At 63.8% G+C, this 23,641-nt stretch carries 21 protein-coding genes and 4 pseudogenes; 7 read left to right on the top strand and 18 right to left on the bottom strand.

Features of this window, described 5'->3' with window-relative positions; genetic code table 11:
• A partial coding sequence (locus tag ACIBG0_RS34050) for a Tn3 family transposase (RefSeq protein WP_397038288.1) occupies window positions 1-239 on the top strand: 239 nt, incomplete at its 5' end.
• An 87-nt stretch (window positions 240-326) separates the two neighbouring features.
• On the opposite strand, the gene ACIBG0_RS34045 is transcribed toward ACIBG0_RS34050, so the two are convergent.
• From ACIBG0_RS34045 to ACIBG0_RS34035, 3 genes are all read right to left on the bottom strand, one after another.
• Complete coding sequence (locus tag ACIBG0_RS34045; protein WP_397038287.1) at window positions 327-1,259, bottom strand: hypothetical protein; 933 nt, start codon at window positions 1,257-1,259, stop codon at window positions 327-329.
• Window positions 1,260-1,268: 9 nt separating this feature from the next.
• Entirely contained in the window at window positions 1,269-1,823 is a 555-nt protein-coding gene (locus tag ACIBG0_RS34040) for a type VII secretion system-associated protein (RefSeq protein ID WP_397038286.1), read from the bottom strand.
• Between the two features lie 396 nt (window positions 1,824-2,219).
• Window positions 2,220-2,807 (bottom strand): hypothetical protein, encoded by a 588-nt coding sequence (locus ACIBG0_RS34035; protein ID WP_397038284.1) that lies wholly within the window; start codon window positions 2,805-2,807, stop codon window positions 2,220-2,222.
• 247 nt (window positions 2,808-3,054) lie between these two features.
• Between ACIBG0_RS34035 and ACIBG0_RS34030 the strand changes: the two genes are divergently transcribed.
• The 5 genes and pseudogenes from ACIBG0_RS34030 to ACIBG0_RS34010 all read left to right on the top strand — a co-directional run.
• Window positions 3,055-3,609, top strand: coding sequence for a transposase domain-containing protein (locus ACIBG0_RS34030; protein WP_397038282.1), 555 nt, complete (start codon window positions 3,055-3,057; stop codon window positions 3,607-3,609).
• Window positions 3,610-3,751: 142 nt separating this feature from the next.
• Window positions 3,752-3,976: pseudogene (locus ACIBG0_RS34025) on the top strand (transposase); the annotation flags it as partial.
• Between the two features lie 51 nt (window positions 3,977-4,027).
• Window positions 4,028-4,390 (top strand): hypothetical protein, encoded by a 363-nt coding sequence (locus tag ACIBG0_RS34020; protein WP_397038299.1) that lies wholly within the window; start codon window positions 4,028-4,030, stop codon window positions 4,388-4,390.
• 147 nt (window positions 4,391-4,537) lie between these two features.
• Window positions 4,538-5,784 (top strand): annotated as a pseudogene (gene istA, locus ACIBG0_RS34015) (IS21 family transposase).
• Window positions 5,784-6,155 (top strand): annotated as a pseudogene (locus ACIBG0_RS34010) (ATP-binding protein); the annotation flags it as partial. The pseudogenes istA and ACIBG0_RS34010, both read left to right, overlap by 1 nt.
• 74 nt (window positions 6,156-6,229) lie before the next feature.
• On the opposite strand, the gene ACIBG0_RS34005 reads toward ACIBG0_RS34010, so the two are convergent.
• The 3 genes from ACIBG0_RS34005 to ACIBG0_RS33995 are packed head-to-tail and all read right to left on the bottom strand — an operon-like array spanning window position 6,230 to window position 10,004.
• A complete protein-coding gene (locus ACIBG0_RS34005; RefSeq protein WP_397038280.1) occupies window positions 6,230-6,673 on the bottom strand; it encodes a DUF6262 family protein in 444 nt (147 codons plus the stop codon).
• A complete protein-coding gene (locus ACIBG0_RS34000) occupies window positions 6,670-8,826 on the bottom strand; it encodes a tyrosine-type recombinase/integrase (protein WP_397038278.1) in 2,157 nt (718 codons plus the stop codon). Before ACIBG0_RS34000 ends, ACIBG0_RS34005 begins: the two co-directional genes overlap by 4 nt.
• The gene (locus ACIBG0_RS33995; RefSeq protein ID WP_397038276.1) at window positions 8,823-10,004 is read right to left on the bottom strand and encodes a tyrosine-type recombinase/integrase; all 1,182 of its coding nucleotides are present in this window, start codon (window positions 10,002-10,004) and stop codon (window positions 8,823-8,825) included. The genes ACIBG0_RS34000 and ACIBG0_RS33995 overlap by 4 nt, the downstream gene beginning before the upstream one ends.
• A gap of 124 nt (window positions 10,005-10,128) precedes the next feature.
• On the opposite strand from ACIBG0_RS33995, the pseudogene ACIBG0_RS33990 reads away from it, so the two are divergent.
• Window positions 10,129-10,575: pseudogene (locus tag ACIBG0_RS33990) on the top strand (ATP-binding protein); the annotation flags it as partial.
• Window positions 10,576-10,784: 209 nt separating this feature from the next.
• Here the strand turns inward: ACIBG0_RS33990 and ACIBG0_RS33985 are convergent.
• The 12 genes from ACIBG0_RS33985 to ACIBG0_RS33930 all read right to left on the bottom strand — a co-directional run bounded on the left by ACIBG0_RS33985 (window position 10,785) and on the right by ACIBG0_RS33930 (window position 23,574).
• Complete coding sequence (locus ACIBG0_RS33985) at window positions 10,785-11,033, bottom strand: nuclear transport factor 2 family protein (RefSeq protein ID WP_397038274.1); 249 nt, start codon at window positions 11,031-11,033, stop codon at window positions 10,785-10,787.
• A 1,006-nt stretch (window positions 11,034-12,039) separates the two neighbouring features.
• Window positions 12,040-12,915 carry a mycofactocin-coupled SDR family oxidoreductase gene (locus ACIBG0_RS33980; protein ID WP_397038272.1) on the bottom strand — a complete coding sequence of 292 codons (876 nt, stop codon included), beginning with the start codon at window positions 12,913-12,915 and terminating at the stop codon, window positions 12,040-12,042.
• Window positions 12,916-12,948: 33 nt separating this feature from the next.
• On the bottom strand, window positions 12,949-14,013 hold the full coding sequence (locus ACIBG0_RS33975; protein ID WP_397038270.1) for an Ldh family oxidoreductase: 1,065 nt from the start codon (window positions 14,011-14,013) through the stop codon (window positions 12,949-12,951).
• A gap of 29 nt (window positions 14,014-14,042) precedes the next feature.
• A complete protein-coding gene (ribB, locus tag ACIBG0_RS33970) occupies window positions 14,043-15,092 on the bottom strand; it encodes a 3,4-dihydroxy-2-butanone-4-phosphate synthase (RefSeq protein ID WP_397038268.1) in 1,050 nt (349 codons plus the stop codon).
• A complete protein-coding gene (locus tag ACIBG0_RS33965) occupies window positions 15,089-15,595 on the bottom strand; it encodes a flavin reductase family protein (protein WP_397038266.1) in 507 nt (168 codons plus the stop codon). Before ACIBG0_RS33965 ends, ribB begins: the two co-directional genes overlap by 4 nt.
• A 125-nt stretch (window positions 15,596-15,720) precedes the next feature.
• A complete protein-coding gene (locus ACIBG0_RS33960) occupies window positions 15,721-16,566 on the bottom strand; it encodes a fumarylacetoacetate hydrolase family protein (protein ID WP_397038264.1) in 846 nt (281 codons plus the stop codon).
• Window positions 16,567-16,623: 57 nt separating this feature from the next.
• Window positions 16,624-18,081, bottom strand: a complete 1,458-nt coding sequence (locus ACIBG0_RS33955) for an aldehyde dehydrogenase family protein (RefSeq protein WP_397038262.1) — start codon at window positions 18,079-18,081, stop codon at window positions 16,624-16,626.
• A gap of 51 nt (window positions 18,082-18,132) precedes the next feature.
• On the bottom strand, window positions 18,133-18,504 hold the full coding sequence (locus ACIBG0_RS33950) for a nuclear transport factor 2 family protein (RefSeq protein ID WP_397038260.1): 372 nt from the start codon (window positions 18,502-18,504) through the stop codon (window positions 18,133-18,135).
• A 93-nt stretch (window positions 18,505-18,597) separates the two neighbouring features.
• The gene (locus tag ACIBG0_RS33945) at window positions 18,598-19,701 is read right to left on the bottom strand and encodes an LLM class flavin-dependent oxidoreductase (protein WP_397038297.1); all 1,104 of its coding nucleotides are present in this window, start codon (window positions 19,699-19,701) and stop codon (window positions 18,598-18,600) included.
• Between the two features lie 119 nt (window positions 19,702-19,820).
• Window positions 19,821-21,170 carry an MmgE/PrpD family protein gene (locus ACIBG0_RS33940; protein ID WP_397038258.1) on the bottom strand — a complete coding sequence of 450 codons (1,350 nt, stop codon included), beginning with the start codon at window positions 21,168-21,170 and terminating at the stop codon, window positions 19,821-19,823.
• A gap of 27 nt (window positions 21,171-21,197) precedes the next feature.
• Window positions 21,198-22,028 (bottom strand): mycofactocin-coupled SDR family oxidoreductase, encoded by an 831-nt coding sequence (locus ACIBG0_RS33935; RefSeq protein WP_397038256.1) that lies wholly within the window; start codon window positions 22,026-22,028, stop codon window positions 21,198-21,200.
• A gap of 166 nt (window positions 22,029-22,194) precedes the next feature.
• Window positions 22,195-23,574, bottom strand: coding sequence for an APC family permease (locus ACIBG0_RS33930; RefSeq protein ID WP_397038254.1), 1,380 nt, complete (start codon window positions 23,572-23,574; stop codon window positions 22,195-22,197).
• Window positions 23,575-23,641: the final 67 nt, after the last annotated feature.

Here is a 23,641-nt window from a genome sequence, read left to right as displayed (position 1 = left end):
ACCGCGAGCACGCCGAGGTATCGATGCTCGCTTTGCACCTACTGCAATCGGCGATGGTGCACATCAATACCCTTCTGCTGCAAGCCGTCCTGGAATACCCGGAATTCCACGACCTGGTCGGTGACACCGAACGCCGCGCACTGAGCCCGCTGTTCTGGTCCAACATCAACCCCAACGGGCGCTGCCGTCTCGACATGACTACTCGCCTGGACCTCGCCCGGGAACGGGTTGCCGGGTGAGGAGCATTGGCGGCATCGGGTCGGCGTTTCAGTGGCAACGGCGGAATTCTGTACCGATACTACTGAAATACCTCCTCAAGGCTCTGCCTACCATTCCCGGGTTCCCGGCTTTGCTCCCAGGCGTTGCCATGCGGGACTGTCATCGGCTTTGTGCACTTCGATCCCGGTCCGGCCTGGGATGACATGATCCTTCAGCGCGCCCTGTACGGTTCTCGGGTCACCGATCGTGGTGGACACATCGCCGGTGGGTACGTACATCTCGGGACTGCCGATGCTTGTTCGCAGATTCTCGATATGCGCGGCGGCGGAGCTGGGAAAACTCTTGTCGGGCAGCAACACTACCGGGCCGGCGTTCTTCTGAGCGGCTCGTGCCAGTTGCATGTTCGCTGCCTGTACTTTCAGCAGCGTTTCGTCGTCCACGGCGACCGTCTCGGTCTTCCGCCATCCGGTCTTGACTGTCAGCAGCCTTCGTCGTCCGGGTGCACCGTCCGGAGACTGTGCGGTCTCGGTACTCACCGGCTCGGTCAACGACCGGCTGCGGACGAAGGTGTTGTCCTCCGGCGGCCATCGGCGAACCCACGGCGCAGTATCGAGGTTCCAACCATCATTGGCGGCTCTTTTGAATTGGACATCGTCGGGTCTGACGACGTTGTATCCGTGATCTTCCCCGTCGTATGCGTACTTCCCGTTCGACCACTGTTCCATGTGAGCGGCGTCCTCGACGGGATAATCGAGGACCAGTGCAGGTTTCTTGAACCTTTGTTCCGCCCGCCGCGTTTCACTGACCACCTGGGAGGGACGGAATGCCACTTCTCGATCGGGTACGAAGTTGTCGACCGGGATGGCTTCGAGACGCTGAAATCCATTCGCGCTGAACTCATCGGTCGCGGTGAATGTCCTGTCAGCCTCGCCGAGCTTTCCCGCGGTCCCAACGTACTTCTCCGCCAAGCCGCGGGACTCCTTGCCGGTGAGTTTGATCAGCGGATCGATGAGCAGCGATTTCAACCGTTCGGCGAACACAGCATCACCTCACACTCGGGGTGCGGGCTGTCGCAGCGCAGCGACCGTCAGACGACACGACACACGACTGCCGGGGTTGATGAGGACTTCCACGCCGGCGGGAACGACGGCGGCAATCTTGTCGCCCACCAACGGACGCCATCGATCCACCTCGACGCCCTGCCGATGCACCGCGGCGGTGGCGATCAGCACGCACGGCACACCTTCCGAGGTACCGAGCATCGGACGATTGTTGGCATCGCATCCGACATCGACAACCGAGTTTCGCAAGGTAGCGATGAAATCGCGGATCAGGTTCCGCTTGTCGACGGATTGCGAAGCATCGTCCGCCGCCTGACGCAGGATCGCATCAAGCGGATCGGAAGGCAACGACTCGTCAGCGAGCAGATAGGCGAGGTTCGGTTCGAACGGCCCCGAACGGCCGTCCTCGTCGATCTGCCAACCGCCTATGATCGCTTCTGGCGGTGGTTGCTGTTGTGCTGCCTCAGCGGGTTCCCAGCCCGGCGCGGTCAGGGCCAGCCAGCGCGTCTGACGCGTCTGAGGGGCAGGCTGATCCGTCATCATCTCATTCCTATCCGATCGGCCCGCATCCTTGGGACACGCACCACGCCCGAACCTAAGCGCCTTGTTCAGAGCGCCCAACGACGCTAGTCCACTCGGCGGTCGACTCGCCCACACGACTTCCCACCGACGAGAGCTACTCGAATACTGCCGCCACTAGGCAATACCGGCGGCAAAGGCGCGTTCTCGGAAAAGCCCACCATCGGGCATTGAACGCGATCTCTACCTGGCGCATAAGTAGTGGCAACCGAATCCGTCAGAAAGGGGCCGCGGTGTCAACGGCAGCTGAATCCTGGTTCAGGCGCACTTTTCGTGATGGCAGCCCGAAGCCTGTTCCCTCGACGCGGATTGCGGATTTTGGCACCGCTACCAGCCAAGATGCAGTTCGGCGTGCTGACGTCAATAGAGGCGCAGATCGAACTCATTCGCCAACACCAGTGCCTGTTCGTCGGTGGCGAGTACGTAGTAATCAGTGATTTCCGACTCATCGCGTTCAATCGGCCAGAATCTCCGGTGGTCGTCCGCGTTCGGTGGGTCGAGGTCATCGATGTTTTCCCATACCGTCATCAGGTCCAAATGGCGGCCGGACCGATGCTCCAACGACCACTGGACAACCGAACCGTTACAGGTAAACCGCAGGATATCCGCACCGTCGAGGCCGAAGGTCAGCTCGACATCATCGACGGCGACAGCATCGCCGGTGCAACGTGTCGCCGCACTGAGCAGACTCCTGTAACCAGCGGCGAGGTCATCGGTCTTGTCGCCGTCTATGGAGACCGCCACTTCGAATTCTTCCAAGGCCCACAGCAAATCCTCATCCTCGACGAGCCCGTCGCCGAAAAATCCGAGCACACGGTCCGCGGTGTCGGTCGAGATCATGCCAAGCGAAATCAGCCGCTCGGCCAGAGCGGCATAGGTTACTTGCTCTGCCTTTGTCACCTGGCCATCCTGACCGTGACGATGTGCCCGCTGCAAGCCCCCGATCACGGTTGGTAGCCGACCGGGGATTGCCCACGGATCAACCACGGCTGCAAGCGTTCTTCACCGACCGTCGCGACTTCTCGTCGTGCTCGATCACGGAAAGTGCGCTTGAACCGGCCGGTGTGGCGGGGGGTGTGAAGTGGGACAGCGGAACTGCTGGTAGAGAGGTTGTCGACCAAATCAACCTTCGGTGCAGGAGTTCCGCTGTCTGTTCAGTCGGTCATGCCCCGGCCCGGTGTGGTGGCCGCGGGGGGTGTTCGCACCGGCGCATCTGGGCGAGTTGACCCAGATCGTGTCGTTCGATCTGGTCGATGCGGCGTTGGAGTCCGCGCGTGCGACCCAGCGGCGGGTGCGGGTGCTGCCGTCACGGGTGGTGGTGTATCTGCTGCTGGCCGGAGCGCTGTTCGCCGGGATCGGCTACCGTCAGGTCTGGGCGCGGCTGACCGCGGGCCTGGGCCCGATCGCGGTGGCCGCACCGACGTCCTCGGCGCTGACCCAGGCGCTGCGCCGGGTCGGGCCGGCACCACTGCGGGAGTTGTTCGACCTGCTGCGCGGTCCGGCCGCCGGCGCCCGCTGGCGTGGACTGCTGGTGTGCGCCATCGACCGGACCTCGATGTTCACCCCGGACAGTGACACCAATTCCGCCGCGTTCGGCCGTCAGACCGGCCGGGCAGGCACTGGTGCGGGGTATCCGATACTGCGCCTGTGGCTGTGGTCGTGGGTGGTACGCGCACGGTCGTCGACGCCGTGTTCGGCTCCTATCTCGTCGGTGAAACAACCCATGCGCCACAGCTTTTCCGCTGTCTGAAACCGGGCATGCTGTTGTTGGCCGACCGCAACTTCGTAGTGACCGCGTTGATCGAGAAGATCACCGGCACCGGGCCGCAATTGCTGATCCGCTGCAAGGACAACCGGCACCTGCCGCCGATCACGCGGCTGGGCGACGGGTCGTGGCTGGCCCGTATCGGCGCGGTGACCGTGCGCGTGATCGACGCCGAGATCGTCGTGCGGCTCGGCGGCAGCGGTACCCGCCGTGTCGGCCGCTACCGGCTGATCACCACCTGGTCGACGAAAAGCGTTACCCGGCAAGTGAACTGGTTGCCCTCTACCATCACAGGTGGGAGATCGAAACCAGCTACTGCGAGCTGAAATCCACCATCCTGGGCGGACGGGTCCTGCGTGCCCGCACCCCGGCAGGAGTCACCCAAGAGGTCTACGCCCTGCTCGTGGTCTACCAGGCACTACGCACCACCATCACCGACACCGCCCTTGCTACCGGCATGATCAGTCCAGACCGGGGCAGCTTCACCGTCGCTCTGCACGCCGCCCGTGACCAGGTCATCCACGCTGCCGCCGCCGTCGCCGGCGCCACCATCGACCTGGTCGGCCGCATCGGGCAGGCCGTGCTAACCAACCCGATCCCATCCCGCCGCCACCGCAGCAGCCCCCGCGTGGTCAAACGCGCAATCTCCAAACACCGCGCCAAAGGGCCCATCGACCGCAACACCTACAAAATCCACATCAGCGTGCACCTGTTGCCCGGTTTGACAACCGGGCAACAGAACCAAACTGAGCGGCATTGCGGTTAGTCCCGAGGTACCCCGAGAGCTTCCAGACGCACCCCGCTGAGGCGAGCTTTGTCGACGGCAGGTGAATACTGACCCCCGCGTGGCATCTGAAAACAGACCCCTTGGTCGGTGATTCTGGCTCTAACCGAGCCAGGAGGACACGAAGGGATGCTTGCCGTGGAGGATTGGGCTGAGATTCGTCGTTTGCACCGGTCAGAGGGCGTTCCGATCAAGGCGATCGCCCGGTTGATGGGCGTATCTCGCAATACCGTGCGGGCCGCTGTGGCTTCGGACCGGCCGCCGAAGTATGAGCGGCCGGCGAAGGGGTCGATCGTGGACGCGGTCGAACCGCAGATCCGCGAGTTGCTGAAGAACTATCCCACGATGCCGGCGACGGTGATCGCCGAGCGGATCGGCTGGACGCGCTCGATCCGGACGCTCTCGGGCCGGGTTGCCGAGCTGCGCCCGGCGTATCTGCCTCCGGACCCGGCCTCGCGGACGGCGTATGTCGCCGGGGAGATCGCTCAGTGTGATTTCTGGTTCCCGCCGATCGAGTTGCCGGTCGGGTTCGGGCAGGTCCGAGGCCCGAAACAACTGCCGGTGCTGACCATGGTGCTGGGCTATTCGCGGTGGCTGATGGCGATGCTGATCCCGACCAGGCATTCCGAGGACCTGTTCGCCGGTTGGTGGACTCATATTCACCGGTTGGGTTCGGTGCCAAGGGTTTTGGTCTGGGATGGAGAGGCGCGATAGGCCGCTGGCGCGGCGGGCGCAGCGAACTCACCACAGAATGCCAGGCGTTCCGCGGGACGCTGGGCGCGAAGGTGATCGTCTGCAAGCCTGCCGATCCGGAAGCGAAAGGCATTATCGAACGCGCCCACGACTACCTGGAACGCTCGTTCCTTCCGGGCCGAACATTCACTGGTCCAGCAGATTTCAACATCCAGCTCGGCGAGTGGCTGGCGCTGGTGAACACCCGGACGCGCCGCGCGCTGGGATGCGCACCGGCCGACCGGGTCACCGCGGACCGCCACGCGATGCTCACCTTGCCGCCGGTGGCGCCGGAGACCGGGTGGCGGCGCTCCGGGCGACTACCCCGTGACCACTACGTCCGGCTGGATTCCAACGACTATTCGGTGCACCCGGCCGTGATCGGCCGCCGGATCGAGATCGTCGCCGACCTCGACCGTGTCCGGGTGTTCTCCGGTGGCCGGATCGTGGCCGACCACGAACGGATCTGGGCCTGGCACCAGACCATCTCCGACCCAGCTCATATCGAGGCGGCGAAAGTGTTGCGGCGCAGCCATATCGGCGTGCTGCGGCCAGCTCCCGAACCGGAAGTCGAGCAGCGCTGCCTGACCGACTACGACACCGCGCTCGGCGTCGACCTCGACACCGAAGGCGGGGTGGCCTGATGCCCGGACGAACCCGAACCACCGCCAAAACATCCACCACCGCACGGGATTTCACCGCCGAGCTGAACCTCCTCACCCGCGCGTTGAAGGCACCCTCGCTGCGGGAAGCCGCCGAGCGGCTGCCCGAACGCGCTCGTGCTGAGAATTGGAGCCACGAGGAGTTCCTGGTCGCCTGCCTGCAGCGCGAGGTGTCGGCTCGTGAGTCCCACGGCGGTGAGGGCCGCATCCGCTCCGCGCGTTTCCCTTACCGGAAGTCGTTGGAAGAGTTCGATTTCGGTCATGCTCGCGGGCTCAAACGCGACGTGGTCGCCCACCTGGGCACCCTGGATTTCGTCACCGCCAGGGAGAACGTGGTGTTCCTGGGCCCGCCAGTTATCGCCGGTTTGATCTTGATTTCTGCTTGTTTTCGCAGGTAGTGCCGTTCTTTCGATTGATGTGACGATGGTCAGCAGGGGCCGATGGTTTTGGCTGTGGTGGGTGGGGTGGGGGTGCCGCGTCGGGCGAGTTCGCGGCGTAGTTCGAGGTTTTCGCCGTGGGCTTGTTCGAGGGCTTCGCGCAGGGCTTGGACTTCGGTGCGGTGCCGCTTTTTCAGGTCGGTGATCTGCAGGCTGAGTGTTTGGATGAGGGTGTTCTCGGAATCTGTTGGGGGCGTCCCAGTTTGAGCTGGCCGGGCGTTGTGGCGCAGACGTTCGATGCGGGCTCGCAGGTCGGGATGGTTGTAGAGGAAGGCGTGGGAGACGCTCGCTTCGCGCCCGACGGCCTGGAAGGTGACGGGCTCGCCGCGTTTGAGCAGGCGCCGGATGGCTTGCTCGGCGTCGTCGGTCTTCTTGCCGGACTTGGCTTTCGCGGCGGCGACCAGGGCAGCGGTGCGGTCTTCTCGGCTCGTCACGGTCGTGTCCTTGCTGGGATGGGGCCAAGGGTGAGCGGGACGGCGCCTGATGCGGTGTCGCGGCAGCCGCCGCCTTGAACGGCGCGGCCGGAGTCGGCTGGCAAGGACTCCAGCAGCCGGGTCAGGGCTTGCTGTTCGGCGCGACGCTGGGCGAGCCAGACGTTGTCATCGGGCATCGGCCGTCCGTGCCGGTTCTCGAATTCTGTTGTGGCGCGGTCGATCAGGACCGTGGTGTCGTCAAGTTGGCGTTGCAGCGCGGCCGCGTGGGTGGCATCGGTGGCGAAGACCGAACACGTCAAACAAGCATTTCCCTTGTCGCAGGATTGCAGCGGCGGCAGCAGGCACCAGCCGTTGGGCAGGAACCGGTCCGCGCGGTCGAACAGGTGCAGGCTGTCGTGGTCGTCGCGAGAGAACTGGATGCGGGTGCCGTCGGCCTTGAGTTTCACCGTGGCCAGGAACGCCTGCTCGGCATGCTGGTCGCGAGCGGCGATGTAGTGCATGGTCATCGTCGGGGTGGCGTGCCCCGCATAGCGTTGCAGCACGTGGATCGGAAGACCGAGCTCGGCCAGCCGCGTCAGACGGGTGTGCCGGAACCGGTGGGTGTGGCTGAGCTGGACCGGGCGGGCTTGGCTGTCGGTGATCTGAACCAGGTCGTCGAACTGTCGCAGAATCCAGTTATAGCTGCCGGACGGGTAAGGCTTGTCGCCAGTTCGGTTGCCGCTGCGCTGGGAGAACAGGAACCGCGGCTGCCGGTCGGGAAACTGTTCACTGATCCAACGCCGCTGTTCGTCGATGACCTCGACCACTTCCTGATCGACCAGGATGGTGTCGGGTGCGACGTCGATTTTCGTTTGCGCGTAGTGGAATCGGGCGATCCGTTCTCCGTCGGTGCCAGCAGTGGATTCCGGTGGGGCGGACAGGCAGTCGAAGGCGCAGGTGCGGATCTCGCTGGATCGGCGGCCGGTCAGGATCTGCAGCAGGATCATCCGCATGGCCTGCGGGTTGCCCAGACCGTCGGCGGTGATCTGGGTTCGGTCACCGCGGGTGATGGTCATCTGTTCCTCGCGCGGCAACCCGATGATCGGGAGCGCGGCGGTGATCTGGGCCAAGGCGTGGTCGTCGACGTAGTGGGCGTCGTTGAACTCTCGGGTGTGAGGGATCCGGGTGACCTGGGCGAACCAACTGGCAGCATGCGCTGGGGTGATCCGGTCCCATGCCGAGGGACCGAGTATGGCGCGGGTTTCAGCGGGGTTGGCGGCGATGAAGGCCATCAGTTCTGCCACTGCCCGCAGGTCATCGTTGACCAGGCGGGGATGAGCCTGTTTGCCGAGGTCTCGCTTGTCGCCGGGGTAACGCACCCGGTTGCGCGGGTCTGCCGCCCAGCCCCGGAACTGAGCTGCCTGGTAAGCAGCGAGCGCTGGGTCTCCCAGCACCGAGGTCGGATCATCGATGCACTGAGTGAGCCAATTGTCGAAGCGGCGCAAGCATTTCAGCCGTTCCTGGCTGACCGTGGTCCAGCGCAGCGTCCCAGCCTCCAGCGCGGTCCCCAGATACCACTTCACCGCCGGCCGCAGCCAGGTCTGGGCGACCTGGCCCGGAATGCAGCCGTAGTTGGCCATAGGTTCGCGACCAGACAGTGGGATCCGTGGGTCGCAACGCGGATGCCAGTAGTCCAGCTCCCACCACGGGCCATCGTGGCAGCGGGCCAGCAGCGCCAAGCGCGCGAACCGGAACAGGATGCGCAACCGAGCGCGGACACCCTTATTCGGCAACCGCCCCAAGCGGCTGGCGTAATACCAGCCTTGCAGCGATGACGCTGTCTCCCAATCCATTTCACGGATCGAGGCCGGGAACTGATGCTCCTTCTTGATCGCGTGCCGGACGATGCCGGCGAGATGGTTGATCGCCAGCACCGACGAGCGAGTGCCGTCTTGGGCCTGCCAATGCGCCATCCAGGCCAGCTCGGCAGCCATCGGGTCCGGAAGGCCCGTCAGGATGATGTTGTGATCTTTGAGTTCGGTGAACGCCTCCCAGTTCTCGACCTCGGGCCCGATGATCGGTCCCTGCCAGGCGCGCGGCGACTCGAGCCAGAGCCGCCAGATCGGATCGACCTGCTCACCAGAGGCCAGGAATGGCGGACGATTCGTGTTCACTGACCCACCTGCCAGCCCGCGGCATAGGACTTCCAGTTCGCCGCCGCCCGCAACGCATCGTCCTCGCGGACCCAGCCATAAAGATCAAGCGTGGTCTGAACATGGGCGTGACCGAGCCGACGCGACACCACCCACTCCGGTGTCCCCGCCAGCAGAAGCGCACTGGCATGAGAATGCCTGAACCAATGCGGCGTCCAGTCATTCGGACCGATTCCTTTGCGCCGCAACGCATTCACCTTGTCCCGCACCGTCCCTTCCCGCAACGGCGCCAGCAGCGGCGGCCGGGCCAGGTTCACCAGCAGCGCCGAATCGACTGTGACCGGCAAGCCGAGTTCAGTTGCGCGGCAAGCCAGATAGGTCAGGTAGTCGGCGAACAACCGTTCGAGGTCGGCGCCGACATAGACCCGTCGGGGTCGCATCATCTTCACTCGCGCGCCGTTCTCGTTGTCCTCACGCGGAACAAGGTCGATGAAAGCGGTGCCGCCGCGGCCCAACACGAAATCACTGATCCGAAGCCCCAAGGCTTCACCCAGCCGCATGCCGGTCTCGGCCAGAATCGCGAACAGGAGCCGGTCGCGAAGGTTCCCAACCCAGTCGCCAGTGACGTGGTCGGCGACGGCGCATCCATCGAGGATGGCCTGGATCTGCTGCGGCAACAGCAACGGCGGCCGATCGGGAGGGCGTTGACGGCGCACCCGCACCAACGACGACGCCTGGGGCGCCGACCGAGCATCCAAATGCGCCAACAGCCCTCGAGCGGGCATCCGCCTCGGCGTTCCCCGCAAGAGCCGACCAGCAGCCGGAACACCGAACACCTCCTGCTGCCAGCGATAGAACGAAATCAACGCCGCCAGACGGGCTTCCAACGTCGTCGCGGTCGGCTGCTCCTCGGCGGGAACCAGGCTGTGTTCGACAGTGCGACCGTTGCGCAACCACGACAAGAACCCAGTCACCGCAGGGACCCCGACCTCCTGCCACCCGCCGGTCTCGCCGCGCTGCTCGAGGAAAGTCCACCACTGCGCCAACGCCGTGGCATACCCGCGGACCGTGTTCGGCGACCACAGATGCCGATGCGCCTCTATCCAATCCTCGACCGGGCCGACCGTCCGATACTTCGCGTCGACCACCGTCCACGTCCGCGCACCGCCGGACGGGCGCACCGCAATCCCATAGGCCACCAGAGCCATTCCTTCATCACGTCGTTGAAGCCCCACAGATAAGCAGGCAACAACGACCACCGATGCCCGCCATAGGTCTTCGTCGTGAACATCGATGAGGACGGGTCAGCACCCGTGGATAACGCCCGGCACCGGCAAAACCCACCTGGCGATCGGGCTGGCGATCCGGGCATGTCAGGCCGGGCACCGGGTGGCGTTCGCCACCGCTGCCGAATGGGTCTCACGCCTGGCCGAGGCCCATCATGCGGGCCGCCTGCAGGCCGAACTGATCAAACTCGGCCGCTACCCGCTCCTGGTCGTGGACGAGGTCGGCTACATCCCGTTCGAGAACGAAGCCGCCAACCTGTTCTTCCAGCTCGTCTCCTCCCGCTACGAACGCGCCAGCCTGATCGTGACCAGCAACAAGGTCTTCGGCCGCTGGGGCGAGGTATTCGGCGACGACGTCGTCGCCGCCGCGATGATCGACCGCCTCGTCCACCACGCCGAGGTCATCGCCCTCAAAGGCGACAGCTACCGGCTCAAGGACCGCGACCTCGGCCGCGTCCCCACTGCCGGCACAACTGAAGACTGAAACCAACCACCCCACCGACCAAAGGGGTCAAAATTCGGGCGCCGAGAAGTGTTCAGGATTCGCGCGCCGTTGACAAGCTTCTCCCGCCGCCGCCCGCCGCCGCCGTGCAAACGCTATTGACCAGCGCAGTCAAACCTCAATGCCCCTTTCTGACGTACTCCCACCTCCGGAGGGGAATCCGGATCGCTACTTTGCGGCTCAGGTCAGCATCAGGATTCCGGGGCCTTGTAGCACTCATCACCGGCATAGAACTCACGGATCGTCGTCAACTCGTACTCGGTGTGAGCGTCGAGCCAGTCGACGAGTGCCTGAGTCACCTCGGCACGGCCATCGGCAGCGATTGGCAGCCGAGCCGACTCGAAATGAGCGTCTTCAGCGAGTAATGCCGCGATGGCATCCGCATCGCGCGCGTTCTGCGCCGCCGTAAACTTGTGCGTGAGCTCGGGGTTCGAGGTCATATCTCACGTTCTCCTTGGCGTATGCCTTTGCGCCGTCGATGACGGCGGGTGCCGGTGCGGTGCGGTTGATTTCGGACTTACCATTGTTCCGATTCACCATCACCTGTTTGACAATATGCAGACGGCACGCGCAGAAACTGTGCCAATTCGGGAAGATGTCGACCATCGACTCATGTCGATCACGTGCAATACTAAGAATGCGAGTCCACTGTGAGCTGAGCGGACTGCTGCTGGCCATCGATAGCGCCAGGTGCGTACGCCGATACTGAGACAGAATTCGAGGGCCATCTGACACGTCGACTAGTTCGCCCGTGGTATTCGCTAGTGCCATTCGGGCCACTGAACCTTGCAGCCTCGCGCCAGCCGCGGCTGGTTCACCTGAGCAAGCCGAAACGGCTGCGCGCAACCTGCAACCGCCCCCATGGTGGGCGCCACATGTTCGGTGCACTGGATCTGGCCACCGGGCAGCTGTACTGCCGCGTCCACGAGCGGAAAAGATGGCCGGAAGTCCTGGCTTCTTGAAGTCCCTGCGTCGCGGGTGTCCAGGTCAGAAGCTGTATCTGGTCGCGGACGACAACTCGGTTCACAAGCGTCGCGAGGTGCAGCAATGGTCCGCGCCAACGAGTGGAGCTGGTGTTCGTGCCGACCTATTCGTCCTGGTCGAACCGCATCGAGTGCGAGTTCTCCGCGCTGGGCGGGACCAACCACTGCAGCCACGGCGAACTGGACGACGCGATCAGCACCTACATCCGCTGGCGCAACCAGCATGCCGAACCGATCCGCAAAATCGCTGTCGGCTCGAAACCCGCCACCCTCAGGCTCACTAGGCAAACAGCGTGTTGCCGTCGCATTGGGGCCTGGGTTTACGAGGACCGACTCGCTCAGAGAGGCGCGGATGTGAGCATCGCGGCGTTGATGGCAAATCTGGCCGTTGCATGCCGTCCAATTGCACGCTGTCCCCCAGGCTATGTCGGAGGTTCTTCGGTCCGAGCACCCGTGCCTCAGCTCAGAGTGACGCTGCTTCGTCGACGATATTGTTGTTGAAGTTCAGTCCTGGCAGCAGTCGATGCCCGGCGTCGATCAACATCTCCAACCCTGTCACGTGCCGAGATTCGTCCGACGCGAGCCAAATGGCACCGTCTGCGACAGCTTCTGGCGCCAGAGCGCTTCGGCCGCGGAGTACGTGCCAGTTTCGGCATGCCGCCAGGTAGTCTTCGCGCGTTGCTCCAGTCTTACCCGTGATTCGATCTCTGGTTCCAGGGTTGTCGTTGATCACTGTGTCGACAGGTCCGGGCAAAAGCGCATTGACGCGAATGTTGTATTGGCCGAGCGCAAGCGCCGCGGACTTCATCACCCCGATTACACCATGCTTGGCGGCGACATAAGACATGTTCCCTGCGTCACCTTCCTGCCCGTTCGTCGACGAGGTCAAGATGACCGACCCACGCATGCGCTCCATCATGTGCGGAGCCACGGCTTTGACCGTTCGCCAGACACCGCCGAGACAGGTGTCCGTCACGACATTCCATTCGCTGTCGGTGATCTCCCAGAATTGCTTATTGTCGAGCACACCGGCGTTCGCAACAACGACATCGATGTGGCCGAACTTGTCGAGTCCGGCGGCAACTACGCTGTCGATCTGGTCCTGGTCGCGGACGTCCGCGATCTCGGCAACCACACCGCGACCGATTCGTTCAACGGAAGCTGCTGTCTCTTTCAGATCCGCTGCAGTAGCGAGCGGGTACTTGATGTGTTCGATCGGCCCATCGATGTCACACACGATGATGTTCGCTCCTTCACGAGCGAATTTCTCAGCGATTGCTCGCCCTTGGCCTCGCGCACCACCGGTGATGAAGGCTGTCTTGCCTTCGAGACGGTTCATGTAATTCCCTTTCATTTCGTAATTTGGCCCGGACTAATTCAGCGACACCGGCTGTGGAATTCTGTCTGCGGCGCCTACCCGCGCCGCCGCGTCCTGAATGGCGTTCCACGCCCCTTCGCTGATCGCGATGCGATCCCCGCTCCGTTCCCTCGCCCGTTGCTCCGGGTCGCCTGGCGCGAGAACCTGCTGGAAACCTTGGGCCGGCGAGACGGCATGAATGTCGTCGCGGAGCTGTTCGGCTTCCGCGAGAACGTCGGATAAGCCGCGGAACGAGTCCGCCGCGACAGTCAGGATCAGCAGACCCTGCCGCTTGAAGATCGGACCGCCGCCGTCGCCGAAGCGTTCCGGCCCGAGCAGCACGCGTCCCAGCAGTTCGACGAGAACCGCAAGCCCGAAGCCCTTGTGATCACCGAAAGTTCGCATCGAACCGCCGCGCTCGAGCAACGTCGGATCGTCCGATGGCCGACCTTCCGCATCGACGAGGCTTTCAGTAGGCATCCTCCGGCCCTCCATCGCCGCGACCATAATCTTGCCGATAGGAGCTGCAGCCGTCGAGAAGTCGACGACCATCGGCTTCCCCGAGGCAGTGGGGAATCCCGCCGCAATCGGGTTGGTGCTGAGAAGCCCGGACCGACCTCCGAACGGGGCGACGAGGCGGCTACCACCCATCCCGCCGACGAAGGCCATCGCAATGCAATCTGCGGCTGCAGCTCGCTCGATGTAGGCACCGAGCCTGCCCACATGTGTGCTGCGGACCAGTCCCGCCAGTCCGAGACCGCCGGACCGGGCCTGCTCACACGCCAGATCGGTAGTAATCCGGGCCGCCACATGCGAGAAGCCCCACTCCGCACTCACTGTCGGCGACGTGGTATCGGTGAGAACTTGGGGTCGCGCGCCGGCAACGACCTGTTTGTCGTCGACGTACCTGGCGTACGAGGGCAGCCTGCTGATTCCGTGCGAGCCGTGGCCCACCAGATCGGCGTCCACGAGATGCTCGGCGATCTCTCGCGCCATGTCACCGGGTGTGCCCAGTCCAGCCATGACAGCTGCGGCCAAATCTATTGCGTCCGAGGAGGCCAACTCGACCGATGTTGTCATTCGTTCGTCTTCCTGTTGCATCGGTGTTGTCACGCAGTCCGGCTGAGGCGCGGAGGCAGGTATTGCGGTGTCCGGTTCGGATCGACACCCAAATCTCGCAGAATCCACTCATCGAGTTTCGCAATAGGTTCGCTTGCAGCATTATTCGTAGTCAGTCCGCACGCGCGACCGTTGTCGTGCAGATATACGACGACACCCGACCCTTGACTTCCGAATCGCGCGAGCGCAGAGGCCAATCGTGCGCCGCAGTCGCATGCAGCTCCGCCGAACATATCGGCAGTAAGACATTCGCGGTGCACGTATACCGGAGTATCTGGGCCAATCTTCTCCAAGGATCCGGACACCAGAGCCATATGCTCACCACCCTCGGCATCGCAGTAGCCAACGGCGTCGAACTGGCCGTACCGGGTGGACAGCAAGGTGGTCGCGCCGCGTACGACTTGAGGCTCGGTGCTGCGACGGTACTCGGCGATGTCGGCGACCGTGACAACAACCAGGCCGTGTTCGGCAGCGAACCGCTCGAGTTCGGGTCTGCGGGCCATCTGGTCGGGGAAGTCGACCGAGACGATCTCAGCGAGCGCCGCCGCAGGCGTGACGCCGGCCAGGTGGGTCAGGTCGATACCGGCCTCGGTATGCCCGCGCCGGGTAAGCACACCGCCTGCGCGGGCTCGCAGCGGTACCACGTGTCCTGGACGCACCAGGTCCGCGGCGGTGGTGTCGGGATCGCCGAGTGCTGCGATGGTGCGGGCACGGGCCGTAGCAGAAATACCGGTTCCGTTGTCGCGCAGGTCGGTAGCCACGCAGTATGCAGTGCCGTGCGGGTCGTCGTTGGAATAGTGCATCGCCGGCAGGCCGAGTCGGTCACAGGTGGCCTCGGGCAGCGCGACACACAGGAACCCTGAGGTGTGCCGGATCATGAACGCGACCGTTTCGGCGCTGGCGAGCGACGCGGCGAGGATCAAGTCGCCCTCGTTTTCGCGGTTTGCATCGTCGACGACCACAACGGGGCGGCCGGCGGCGATCGCAGTCCAGGCCGCGCGCACTCGCGTATGGGCCGAGTTTGTGCTGAGCGGAGTCACAGCGATACCGTCTCAAGTTCGGCGAGACGTCGAAATCGGCTCCCGTGAAACACAAGTGGAGAGTCGGCGCCTGTCCACGTTCCGTGAACCTCGAGCACCACGATATCGTGGTCCCCGCATGGCACCTCGGCGTGGATCGTGCAGTCCAGCCACAACGATGCTCCGTCGATGAACAGGCTTCCATCGCTCTCGACGGTGACGTCGGTTCCGGCGAACCGGTCACCGTGCTTGCTGGCGAGTCGACCACAGATCGCGTCGTGCCCTTCAGCGAGCACGCTCAGTCCCAGGTGCCGCGCGAGCCGCAGCTTCGGCCAGGTCGTAGAACTGCGCTGAATGCATACCGACACCAGCGGCGGTTCCAAGGACACTCCGGTGAATGAGCTTGCGGCTAAACCGGCCTTCTCACCGTCGATTTCCGCGCACACGGCCGTCACTCCCGACGGGAAATGTCCGAATACGCGGCGGATCTGATCGCCATCCGCGATAGGTTCGAGTGCAGGCACTGTGGCCTCCTAGAAGTTAATTTTCCGACCGCGCATCTGCGGATTGTTCTTAACGTTATTGGTGCTGACTGCGAGGGAAGTGTGTCAAAATCTGCCACCTTTGCGGCTAGCGTCCAGTCCTCACGTCACACGCGCTCGTTGCGGACGGTGTTGGTGAGCGAACCAAGACCTTCGATTTCGACCGTAATGCGGTCACCGTCCTCGAGGAATACCGGCGGCTGACGCTTCATCCCCACGCCACCGGGTGTGCCGGTGAGGATGACGTCGCCGGGCCGGAGGGTCGTGAACTCCGAGATCGTCTCGATGAGACGCGGGACATCGAAGATCAACTGTGAGATGACGGCTTCCTGGAGAACGTTCCCGTCGAGAACGGTCCGGATGCACGCATCGGCGATGCCCGGGACCTCCTGTGGGGTGACAAGGTACGGGCCGATCGGGGTAGAGCGGTCCCATGCCTTACCCTGCAACCACTGATGGGTTTTCCGCTGGTAGTCGCGCATCGAGATATCGTTGGCGACGGTGTAGCCGAGGATGTGTTCGTGAGCCTGCTCGCGCGGGATCCGTCGGCCGGGGAGGCCGATCACGAGGGCCAATTCGGCCTCGTAGTCGATCTCTGTGGTCTCCGGCGGTGCCTCGATGTCTTCGTACGGGCCGACGAGGGCGGAGGGGAATTTCGTGAACATCACCGGGTAGGTGGGTAGATCGCGTCCGGTCTCGCCGACGTGTTCGTGATAGTTGAGCCCGATGCAGATGATCTTTCCTGGGTTGGGCACAACCGGACACAGGCGCACTTCGTCCACGCCGACGGCCTCGTCTTCGAGCCGGCGGGCGCCGGCAAGGACGTCCGGAGTTGTGCTGGGGCCCAGTTCGAGGAGGCCGTCGAGAGATATCAAGCGATCAGCGGCGTGATCCGAACGCTCGACGGCACCGACGCGACGGCGGCCGTCGATTTCATAAGTTGCGTATGCCATGATCGGACAGATCCTGTTCTCGTTGTCTGAGGCCGCGAGCTGGTGTCGCCCTCGGCATCACATCTGCAGCGATTTGTAGGTGAGGAATTCTTCGATGCCGAAGCGGCCGCCCTCACGGCCGTGGCCCGAGGATTTGAAGCCGCCGAAGGGTGCCCGCGAGTTGTATGCGCCGCCGTTGATCGAGATTTGGCCGGTGCGGATGCGACGGGCCACGCCCAGCGCTCGGTCTGTGTCGCCGGACCAGACTGCCCCGCCGAGGCCGTACTCACTGTCGTTCGCGAGCTCGACGGCTTCGTCTTCGTCGTCGAAGGGAATGAGGACCGCAACGGGTCCGAAGATCTCTTCTTTTGCGATCGCCATGTCCGCGGTGACGTCGGAGAAGACGGTCGGGGCGACGAAGTAGCCGTGCGTGAGGTTGTCGGTTGTTTCGGTGCCCCCTGCGACGACACGTGCGCCGTTGGCGATTCCGCATTCGATGTAGTCGAGCACGCGGCGTTTCTGGTCGGCGCTGGCGACGGGGCCCATCGTCGAGTCGGGGTCGAACGGCTGTCCTACCCGGTAGGTGGCGGCTGCGGCGGCCGCCGCAGCTTCGGCGGCGTCGAGTTTGGCGCGCGGCACGAGTAGACGGGTCAGTGCGTTGCAGGTCTGTCCGGCGTTCTGATAGCACTTCGACAGACTGACGGTGATGGCTTCTTCGAGATCGGCGTCATCGAGGATCACCGAGGCGGATTTGCCGCCGAGTTCCATCGACACCGGCTTCGCGGCGGCTGCGGCGATCTCGGAGATCCGCCGCCCTGCTCGCGTCGATCCGGTGAAGGACACCATGTCGATGTCCGGGTGCGATACCAGGGCTTCTCCGGTGGTGATGCCGTCCCCGGAGATGAGGTTGAAGACTCCGTTCGGCAGTCCGATCTGGTTGATCACGTCGGCGAGGAGGAAGATGCTCAGCGGGGCGATCTCGGAGGGCTTGACCACGACCGTGCAGCCGGCTGCGAGCGCGCCGGCGATCTTGGCGGTGACCTGGTGCAGGGGGTAGTTCCACGGCGCGATGGCAGCGACCACACCGATCGGCTCACGCAGCACGAGCGAGTTGCCGATTCGTTCCTCCCACGCAACTTCGTCGATCGCCTCGGGCATCACCGTGAGATCGCCGATCGCGAGTTCGACTTGGATGGCCCGTGATTGGGCCAGGGGCACGCCGACCTCGCGAGAGATGAGCTCGGCGAACTCATCTGCCCGCGAGTCGATCGCGTCCGCGATCCGCCTGATCCATTCGCCACGCTCGCGCGGCGACAATCGCGACCATGAGTCGAACGCTGCCCGAGCCGCCCGAGCCGCCCGATCGACATCGTCGATTGTTCCGTTCGGAACCGAACCGATCAGTGACTCGGTGGCCGGATCGCGCACGTCGATGGTGCCGTTTCCGGTCGCCTGGACCCAGTGCCCGTCGATGTAGAGGTCGGGTCTGGTGATCAGGTCAGGGGCGATGATGAGGTCGGGGACGGAATTCGTCATGGCATGCTCCGGGAGTCGGTGGCAGGGGCGGATCGCGGACGCGGAATCGCGTCAGACCTTGCGGAACGAGCTCTTGGCGAGGATCTTCCCGTCACGGAGCTTGAAGTAGTCGATGCCGTGCGTATCGACGTCGGCACCGTCCTTGGTCTTCGCCACGAACCGCCACTCGTTGACGGCTTCGTCGTCGGTGTAGATCTCGGCGAGGATCTTGAAGCGACCGTTCTCGTGGTTGTTCAGCCAGCCGAGCAGGGCATCGAGGAATGCCTCCCTGCCCTCGAACGATGCGTCGCGAGCCCCGGGGTAGAACGTCGCGTCCTCGGTCAGCAGCGCCTCGATCGCCTGGCGATCGAGGTTGTTCTGACCTTCGGCGAACGCGCGGATCGTCTCGGCGTTCTTGGCAGCGGCGGCGGTGGGGGAAGTCATGAGTGCGTGTACTCCTTTCGTCATTCTTCATCGGTGTTCGAGTCCGCACCGGCGATCCGGCCGTGCTCGGCGGACAGGATGGGGTGGTGCGGATCAGCGTACGACCGCAATCTGCTGCTGCAGGTCGGACAGCGACTCGGTCTCGTGCTCGAGGTCCTTGATACGCGGCAGCACTTCGGTGCCCAGGAGTTCGAGGTTGCGCCGGTAGGCCTCCGGCTGGTCGAGGTAGTCGAAGGTAAAGGCGATAAGGGTGCCGAAGCCGCCGGAGACCTCGATATCGCGCTGCAATTTCTCGACTACCGTGTCTGGAGAGCCGATGAGCCAATGGTTTTCAGCGAAGTACTCGAGCGACATCGTTGCCGGGTCGTGCTCGTCGAGCTCGGGCGCCATCAGGGGGAGCATGCCGGAGCGCGCGTACGACGGCCACGTCCATTCGCGATAGCTGCGGCCGAGTCCGCCCTTGATCGCGAGCTCCATGGCCACTTCATCGGTGTCGGCGACGAAGACGGTGTGGGCGACGCGCCAATCGTTACGATTCGGCTTGTGGCCGGCAGATTCTGCGCCCTCGACGTACTTGCGCCAGTGGCCGGCCAGGTAATCGCGATTGATCGCGAAGCTCATCGGCAGACAGCCAGCTGCGCCGGCCTCCATGAGGGTGCCTGAGTTGGGGCTCAGTCCGGCCATCGCGAGCGGCGGATGGGGCTGCTGGTAGGGCTTCAAGAACGGCCCGCTCAGTTCCTCGCTGTAAGCGGGGATGTCGAGCGTCCAGTACTTGCCCTCGTGACGCTGAGGACCTTCACCAGACCACACCTTGCGCATGATCTCGACGGCCTCGGCCATCATCGCCTTGGGTTCGCTGGTGCCGTGGATCTGCAGGTCCTCGCGCGTCGCGCCGGCGCCCAGGCCCACCATCAGGCGGCCGCGGGACATGTGGTCGAACTGCATCAACCGATGGGCCAACGCGATCGGATTGTGATTCGCCGGAACATTGGCACCGGTCGCGAGTTTGATCCGGCTGGTCTGGGTGATCGCTGCGGCCAAGTACAGCTCGGGGCTGGCGACCGGTTCCCAGCGTTGGGTGGTGTGCTCACCGACCCACACCTCCGACAGTCCGTACTCCTCGGCCCACCGGATGAGCTGCATATCCCAGTCGAAGCCATCTTGGAGATTCGTTTCCGGAAGCCGAAATGGAACCATAAAAAGACCGATATCCACGACTTTCCTCCCATTGTTCTGAGTAGTTCTCGAAGAACTGTTGACCTACTTGAAGTGTCACAGTCACCGACGGGCGAGAACTGTGCCAAAGTGGCACGCGATCACACCGTGAATGCGACGATTTCCGCTACCGGAACATCGAGCGCGGCTTTTCGGATGTCCGCCCACAGCGCGGTCTTCGCGGGGCCGGCACAGGCGATGAATTTCGCCTCCAGTTCGGCGTCGCTCATCGGGTCCGCGTTCTTACCCCGAGCTATTTCGACCGTCTGCTCGATACGACGCCCGGACGCTGTGTGCACCTCCACCGAGGCCGGGAACTCGGTGCCGTCGCGATGCCGTTCGTCTACGACGAGCGTCATTCGCTGCATCAGTGCGCGCACGGCGGGATCAGTGACAGCGTCCGATGTGAAGTCCGACAGCTCGAGGTGGCCCCGGACCAACGCCGCCGCCACCGTGTACTGCGCGCTGAACCGCGCCTCGTTAGCGGTCTGCGGTGTGTTGTGTACCAGCAGCTTCGGTGTGAGGGCGCTGACTCCCACACGGACCTGCCGGATCTCGTCGTCACCGAGTTCGGCGTGGATTGCCAGCGCGGCTTGCACGGCCGGATGCGAAGCGCCACATGAGGGATACGGTTTGATCGCCAACCCCACCGGGTCGAGGAGAGACCAGGTTCTGCCCAGTTGCGCGGCGAACTCCACCGGGGTGCCCCCGGCGCGTCCCATGAAAACCGAGCAGAACCCGAGGTCGGCTTCCAGAGCTGCGGGATCGGCGTCCCAGCCGCGCACAGCGAGTCGAGCGGATTGGATTCCGCCCATGGCCGCCGCTCCGGCGTGCAGCGGTTTGGTCATCGTTCCGGTGTTGGCGCGCAGGCCGGCCGCGCGGGAGGCGGCGATTCCCAACGCTCGTTGTGTCGTCTCGGCGTCGAGACCCATCGTTCGGGCTGCCGCTGCCGCGGCGCCGACAGTGCCGATCGTGCCGGTGGAATGGAATCCGGTCTCGTAGTGCGCCATGTTCATCGCGCCGGCGAGGGCGGCATCGACCTCGAATCCCGCGATGTAGGCCGTCAGCGCGTCGCCGAACGAGGCGCCGCACTCTTCGCCGACCGCCAGAATCGCCGGTACCAGATGGCAGCTGGGATGTCCGTACAGCGGATGGTTCGAGTCATCGAAATCCATGGCATGAGCGAAGGTGCCGTTGACCAGGCCGGCGAGTTCGGGGGTCGTGCGACCGCCACCGAGTATTCCGGAGACCTCGCGTGCCCCTTGATCTTCCACGTACCCGAGCATGGTCGAGCCGATGTGGTGGCGGCGGCCCGCGAGAGCCACCCCGATGACATCGGCGATCGCCGTTCGCGCCCGGTCAACGGCCAGCTCCGGTACCTCGGAGAGAGTCAGTGCGCTGACGAATTCAGCGAGTTCCCGGGTTTGCCCCATCCGGCTCGCGGTCGTCATGGAGCACTTTCTGGCTGCGGCGTCATCTCATTTGACCTGGAAACCGGCGTCGATGGTGAACTGGGCGCCGGTGATGAAGCGGCCCTCATGGGAGACCAGGTAGAGCACGGCCGCGCTCACGTCTTCCGGCTCGATCCAGGGGACGTCGAGCAGATGAATCGTGCCGTAGGCCTCGATGGCATCCTCGAGTTGCGGGTTCTCCAAGTCGGGCCGGAACATCCGGAAGTTTCCCTCGTTGACGAGCATGTCCGTCCGGACGTTGCTCGGGTGCAGCGAGTTGACCCGGATGTTGTGCTTGCCGAGCTCGTTCGCCAGTGCCTTGGCCAGCCCTGTCACCCCGTGCTTGGCCGCAACGTAATGTCCGATGTTGTCCATGCTCCGCAGGCCGGCGGCCGAGCTGGTCAGCAGGATCGACCCGCCGTTGTCGGCGTCGATCATTTGGTTCATGCCGGCCCGGGCAGTGTTGAAAACACCGGTCAGGTTGATGTCGATCATCTCCTGCCACTGGGTGGCAGTCATTTGCGACATAAGCCCTTGGCTGACGATGCCCGCGTTGGCGAGGATGATGTCCAGGCGGCCGAACCGATCCACTCCCTCATCGACGATCTCGGTGAGGCGGTCGAGATCGCGCACGTCGGCCTTTCGGGCGAGAATCCGACCGCCCGCTTTCTCTACGAGACGCACCGTCTCCTGCAGATCTTCTTCCGACGCCATCGGATACGGTGCCGTCTCGACTGGAGCGCACACATCGAAGGCGATGATGTCCGCCCCCTCCTCGGCCAGGGCCACTGCATGGCTCCGACCCTGACCGCGTGCGGCGCCCGAGATAAATGCGACTTTGCCTTCGACACGACCCATTGCTTCGTTCCTCTCGTCCGGTGCTGCCCGTCGCAGGCGACCGGTGATCTAGATTCCCTGTACCGGGAGGCTGTGAATTGTGCCAATCTGGCACATCGCGAAATGCCCGTTCGGCACGTCGGACCACAGATTGATCCTCGGGTCGCCGAACAGGCACTTGCAACGCTCAGACCTGCAGCTTCCTGCCGTCCGGTGCGTCCTCGTCGCCACGTTCGGCGCGTCCGAGATTGTCGTAGTACTCCGGTTTCGCACTGCGGAAATACAGCGCGATGCCGATACCGATCACGAGCGCCGTCGCCGGAACGGCGAGCAGCCACGTCAACTGTCCGGGCTCACCGCCCACCACGAGATCGAACCGGGACATCGCGAACACAATGATCGTTCCGATGGCGATGATGGAGATGATGGGAGCGATGACGGTCTTCCATACGCTGTCGGTGCCGCGGTTGAGCGGGCGGGCGAACCAGGCAATGACGGCGATGCTGACCAGCACCATCAAAGTCATCACTCCCATCGAGCCGAGTCCACTCATCGCGCCGTACACCACGGGAGTATTGACAGGGAGTCCGGCGATCGTGACCAAGGCGATCACCGCCATCACCGCGATCGCAAGCGAGGCCCGGTAGGGCGAATGGTGCTTGGGGTGGACGCCGGCCAGGTACCGCGGCACCGCATGGTCAGCGGCCAGGTTGAAGATGTAGCGCGAGGCCACGTTATGCGTCGAGATCAGTGCCGCGATCGACGACGTGGAGACCAGTACAGCCGCGATCATCGAGACGTTCGAGGCTACGAACGTGTCGAGAGCGTCATTGAACATGCCGGCCGGGTTGTCTTTCGCAACCTGTTGGGAGCTCGGCCCGTAGGCTGAGATCAATGCGTAACAGGAGACGCTGTAGAAGATGCCGATGAAGATCACCGCGAGATAGGTCGCCCGCGGAATGGTCTTGACCGGTTCCCGAACCTCATCACGGTACAGAGCAGTCGATTCGAATCCGACGAAGTTGCCGAAGGTGAACAGAAGCGCGACGAAGATGCCGGTTCCGGCTCCCCCCATACCTGACGGGTTGAACGGCTGCCCTGAGAGACCGTCGACGCCGCCCTGCCCCAGCGATGCGACATTGAATACGACAACCAGCAGGATCTCAAACGCCATGACGATGCTAAGGACCTTGGCCGACACCTCAACATGGAAGTGTCCCAGCGTACTAACAATCGCCCACGCGACAAGCGTCCAAATCCACCATTCGGTTTCCGGGCCATGGAAGAGCGTGATCATCTCGGCGATGGTCACACCGGTGAAGCAGTAAAGGCCGACGAGAATCATCGTGTACGACAGTGCTGCAACGAAGGCACTGCCGAGTCCGAACGCTCTGCCTATCCCTACCGTGATGTAGGCGTAGAACGCTCCCGGACGCGGCACTCGCCGCGTCATCGTGGTGAACCCGACCGCGAAGATGAGAACCAACGCGGTGGTGATGAGGTAGACCAGCGGCGCTATCTCACCGGCGAAGTCGATGGCGAATGCCATATAGCCGGCAATCGTCACAATCGGAGCAGAAAACGCCATGACGCCGAGGACCAGCGGCGTCGTTCCGAGATTGCCGGTAAGCCGA

The organism is Nocardia sp. NPDC050630 (assembly GCF_044457245.1).
In the GTDB taxonomy this organism is placed as follows: Bacteria; Actinomycetota; Actinomycetes; order Mycobacteriales; family Mycobacteriaceae; genus Nocardia.
The sequence above is the reverse complement of the archived record's forward strand: the minus strand, read 5'-3'. Positions and strand labels throughout refer to the sequence as shown.

Bases quoted from the DNA above. Each gene is read 5' to 3' on its own strand.
- ACIBG0_RS34040 (WP_397038286.1), bottom strand. From the start codon at position 1,823: ATGATGACGGATCAGCCTGCCCCTCAGACGCGTCAGACGCGCTGGCTG.
- ACIBG0_RS33985 (WP_397038274.1), bottom strand. From the start codon at position 11,033: ATGACCTCGAACCCCGAGCTCACGCACAAGTTTACGGCGGCGCAGAAC.
- ACIBG0_RS33980 (WP_397038272.1), bottom strand. From the start codon at position 12,915: ATGAACCGTCTCGAAGGCAAGACAGCCTTCATCACCGGTGGTGCGCGA.
- ACIBG0_RS33975 (WP_397038270.1), bottom strand. From the start codon at position 14,013: ATGACAACATCGGTCGAGTTGGCCTCCTCGGACGCAATAGATTTGGCC.
- ACIBG0_RS33960 (WP_397038264.1), bottom strand. From the start codon at position 16,566: ATGGCATACGCAACTTATGAAATCGACGGCCGCCGTCGCGTCGGTGCC.
- ACIBG0_RS33955 (WP_397038262.1), bottom strand. From the start codon at position 18,081: ATGACGAATTCCGTCCCCGACCTCATCATCGCCCCTGACCTGATCACC.
- ACIBG0_RS33950 (WP_397038260.1), bottom strand. From the start codon at position 18,504: ATGACTTCCCCCACCGCCGCCGCTGCCAAGAACGCCGAGACGATCCGC.
- ACIBG0_RS33945 (WP_397038297.1), bottom strand. From the start codon at position 19,701: ATGGTTCCATTTCGGCTTCCGGAAACGAATCTCCAAGATGGCTTCGAC.
- ACIBG0_RS33940 (WP_397038258.1), bottom strand. From the start codon at position 21,170: ATGACGACCGCGAGCCGGATGGGGCAAACCCGGGAACTCGCTGAATTC.
- ACIBG0_RS33935 (WP_397038256.1), bottom strand. From the start codon at position 22,028: ATGGGTCGTGTCGAAGGCAAAGTCGCATTTATCTCGGGCGCCGCACGC.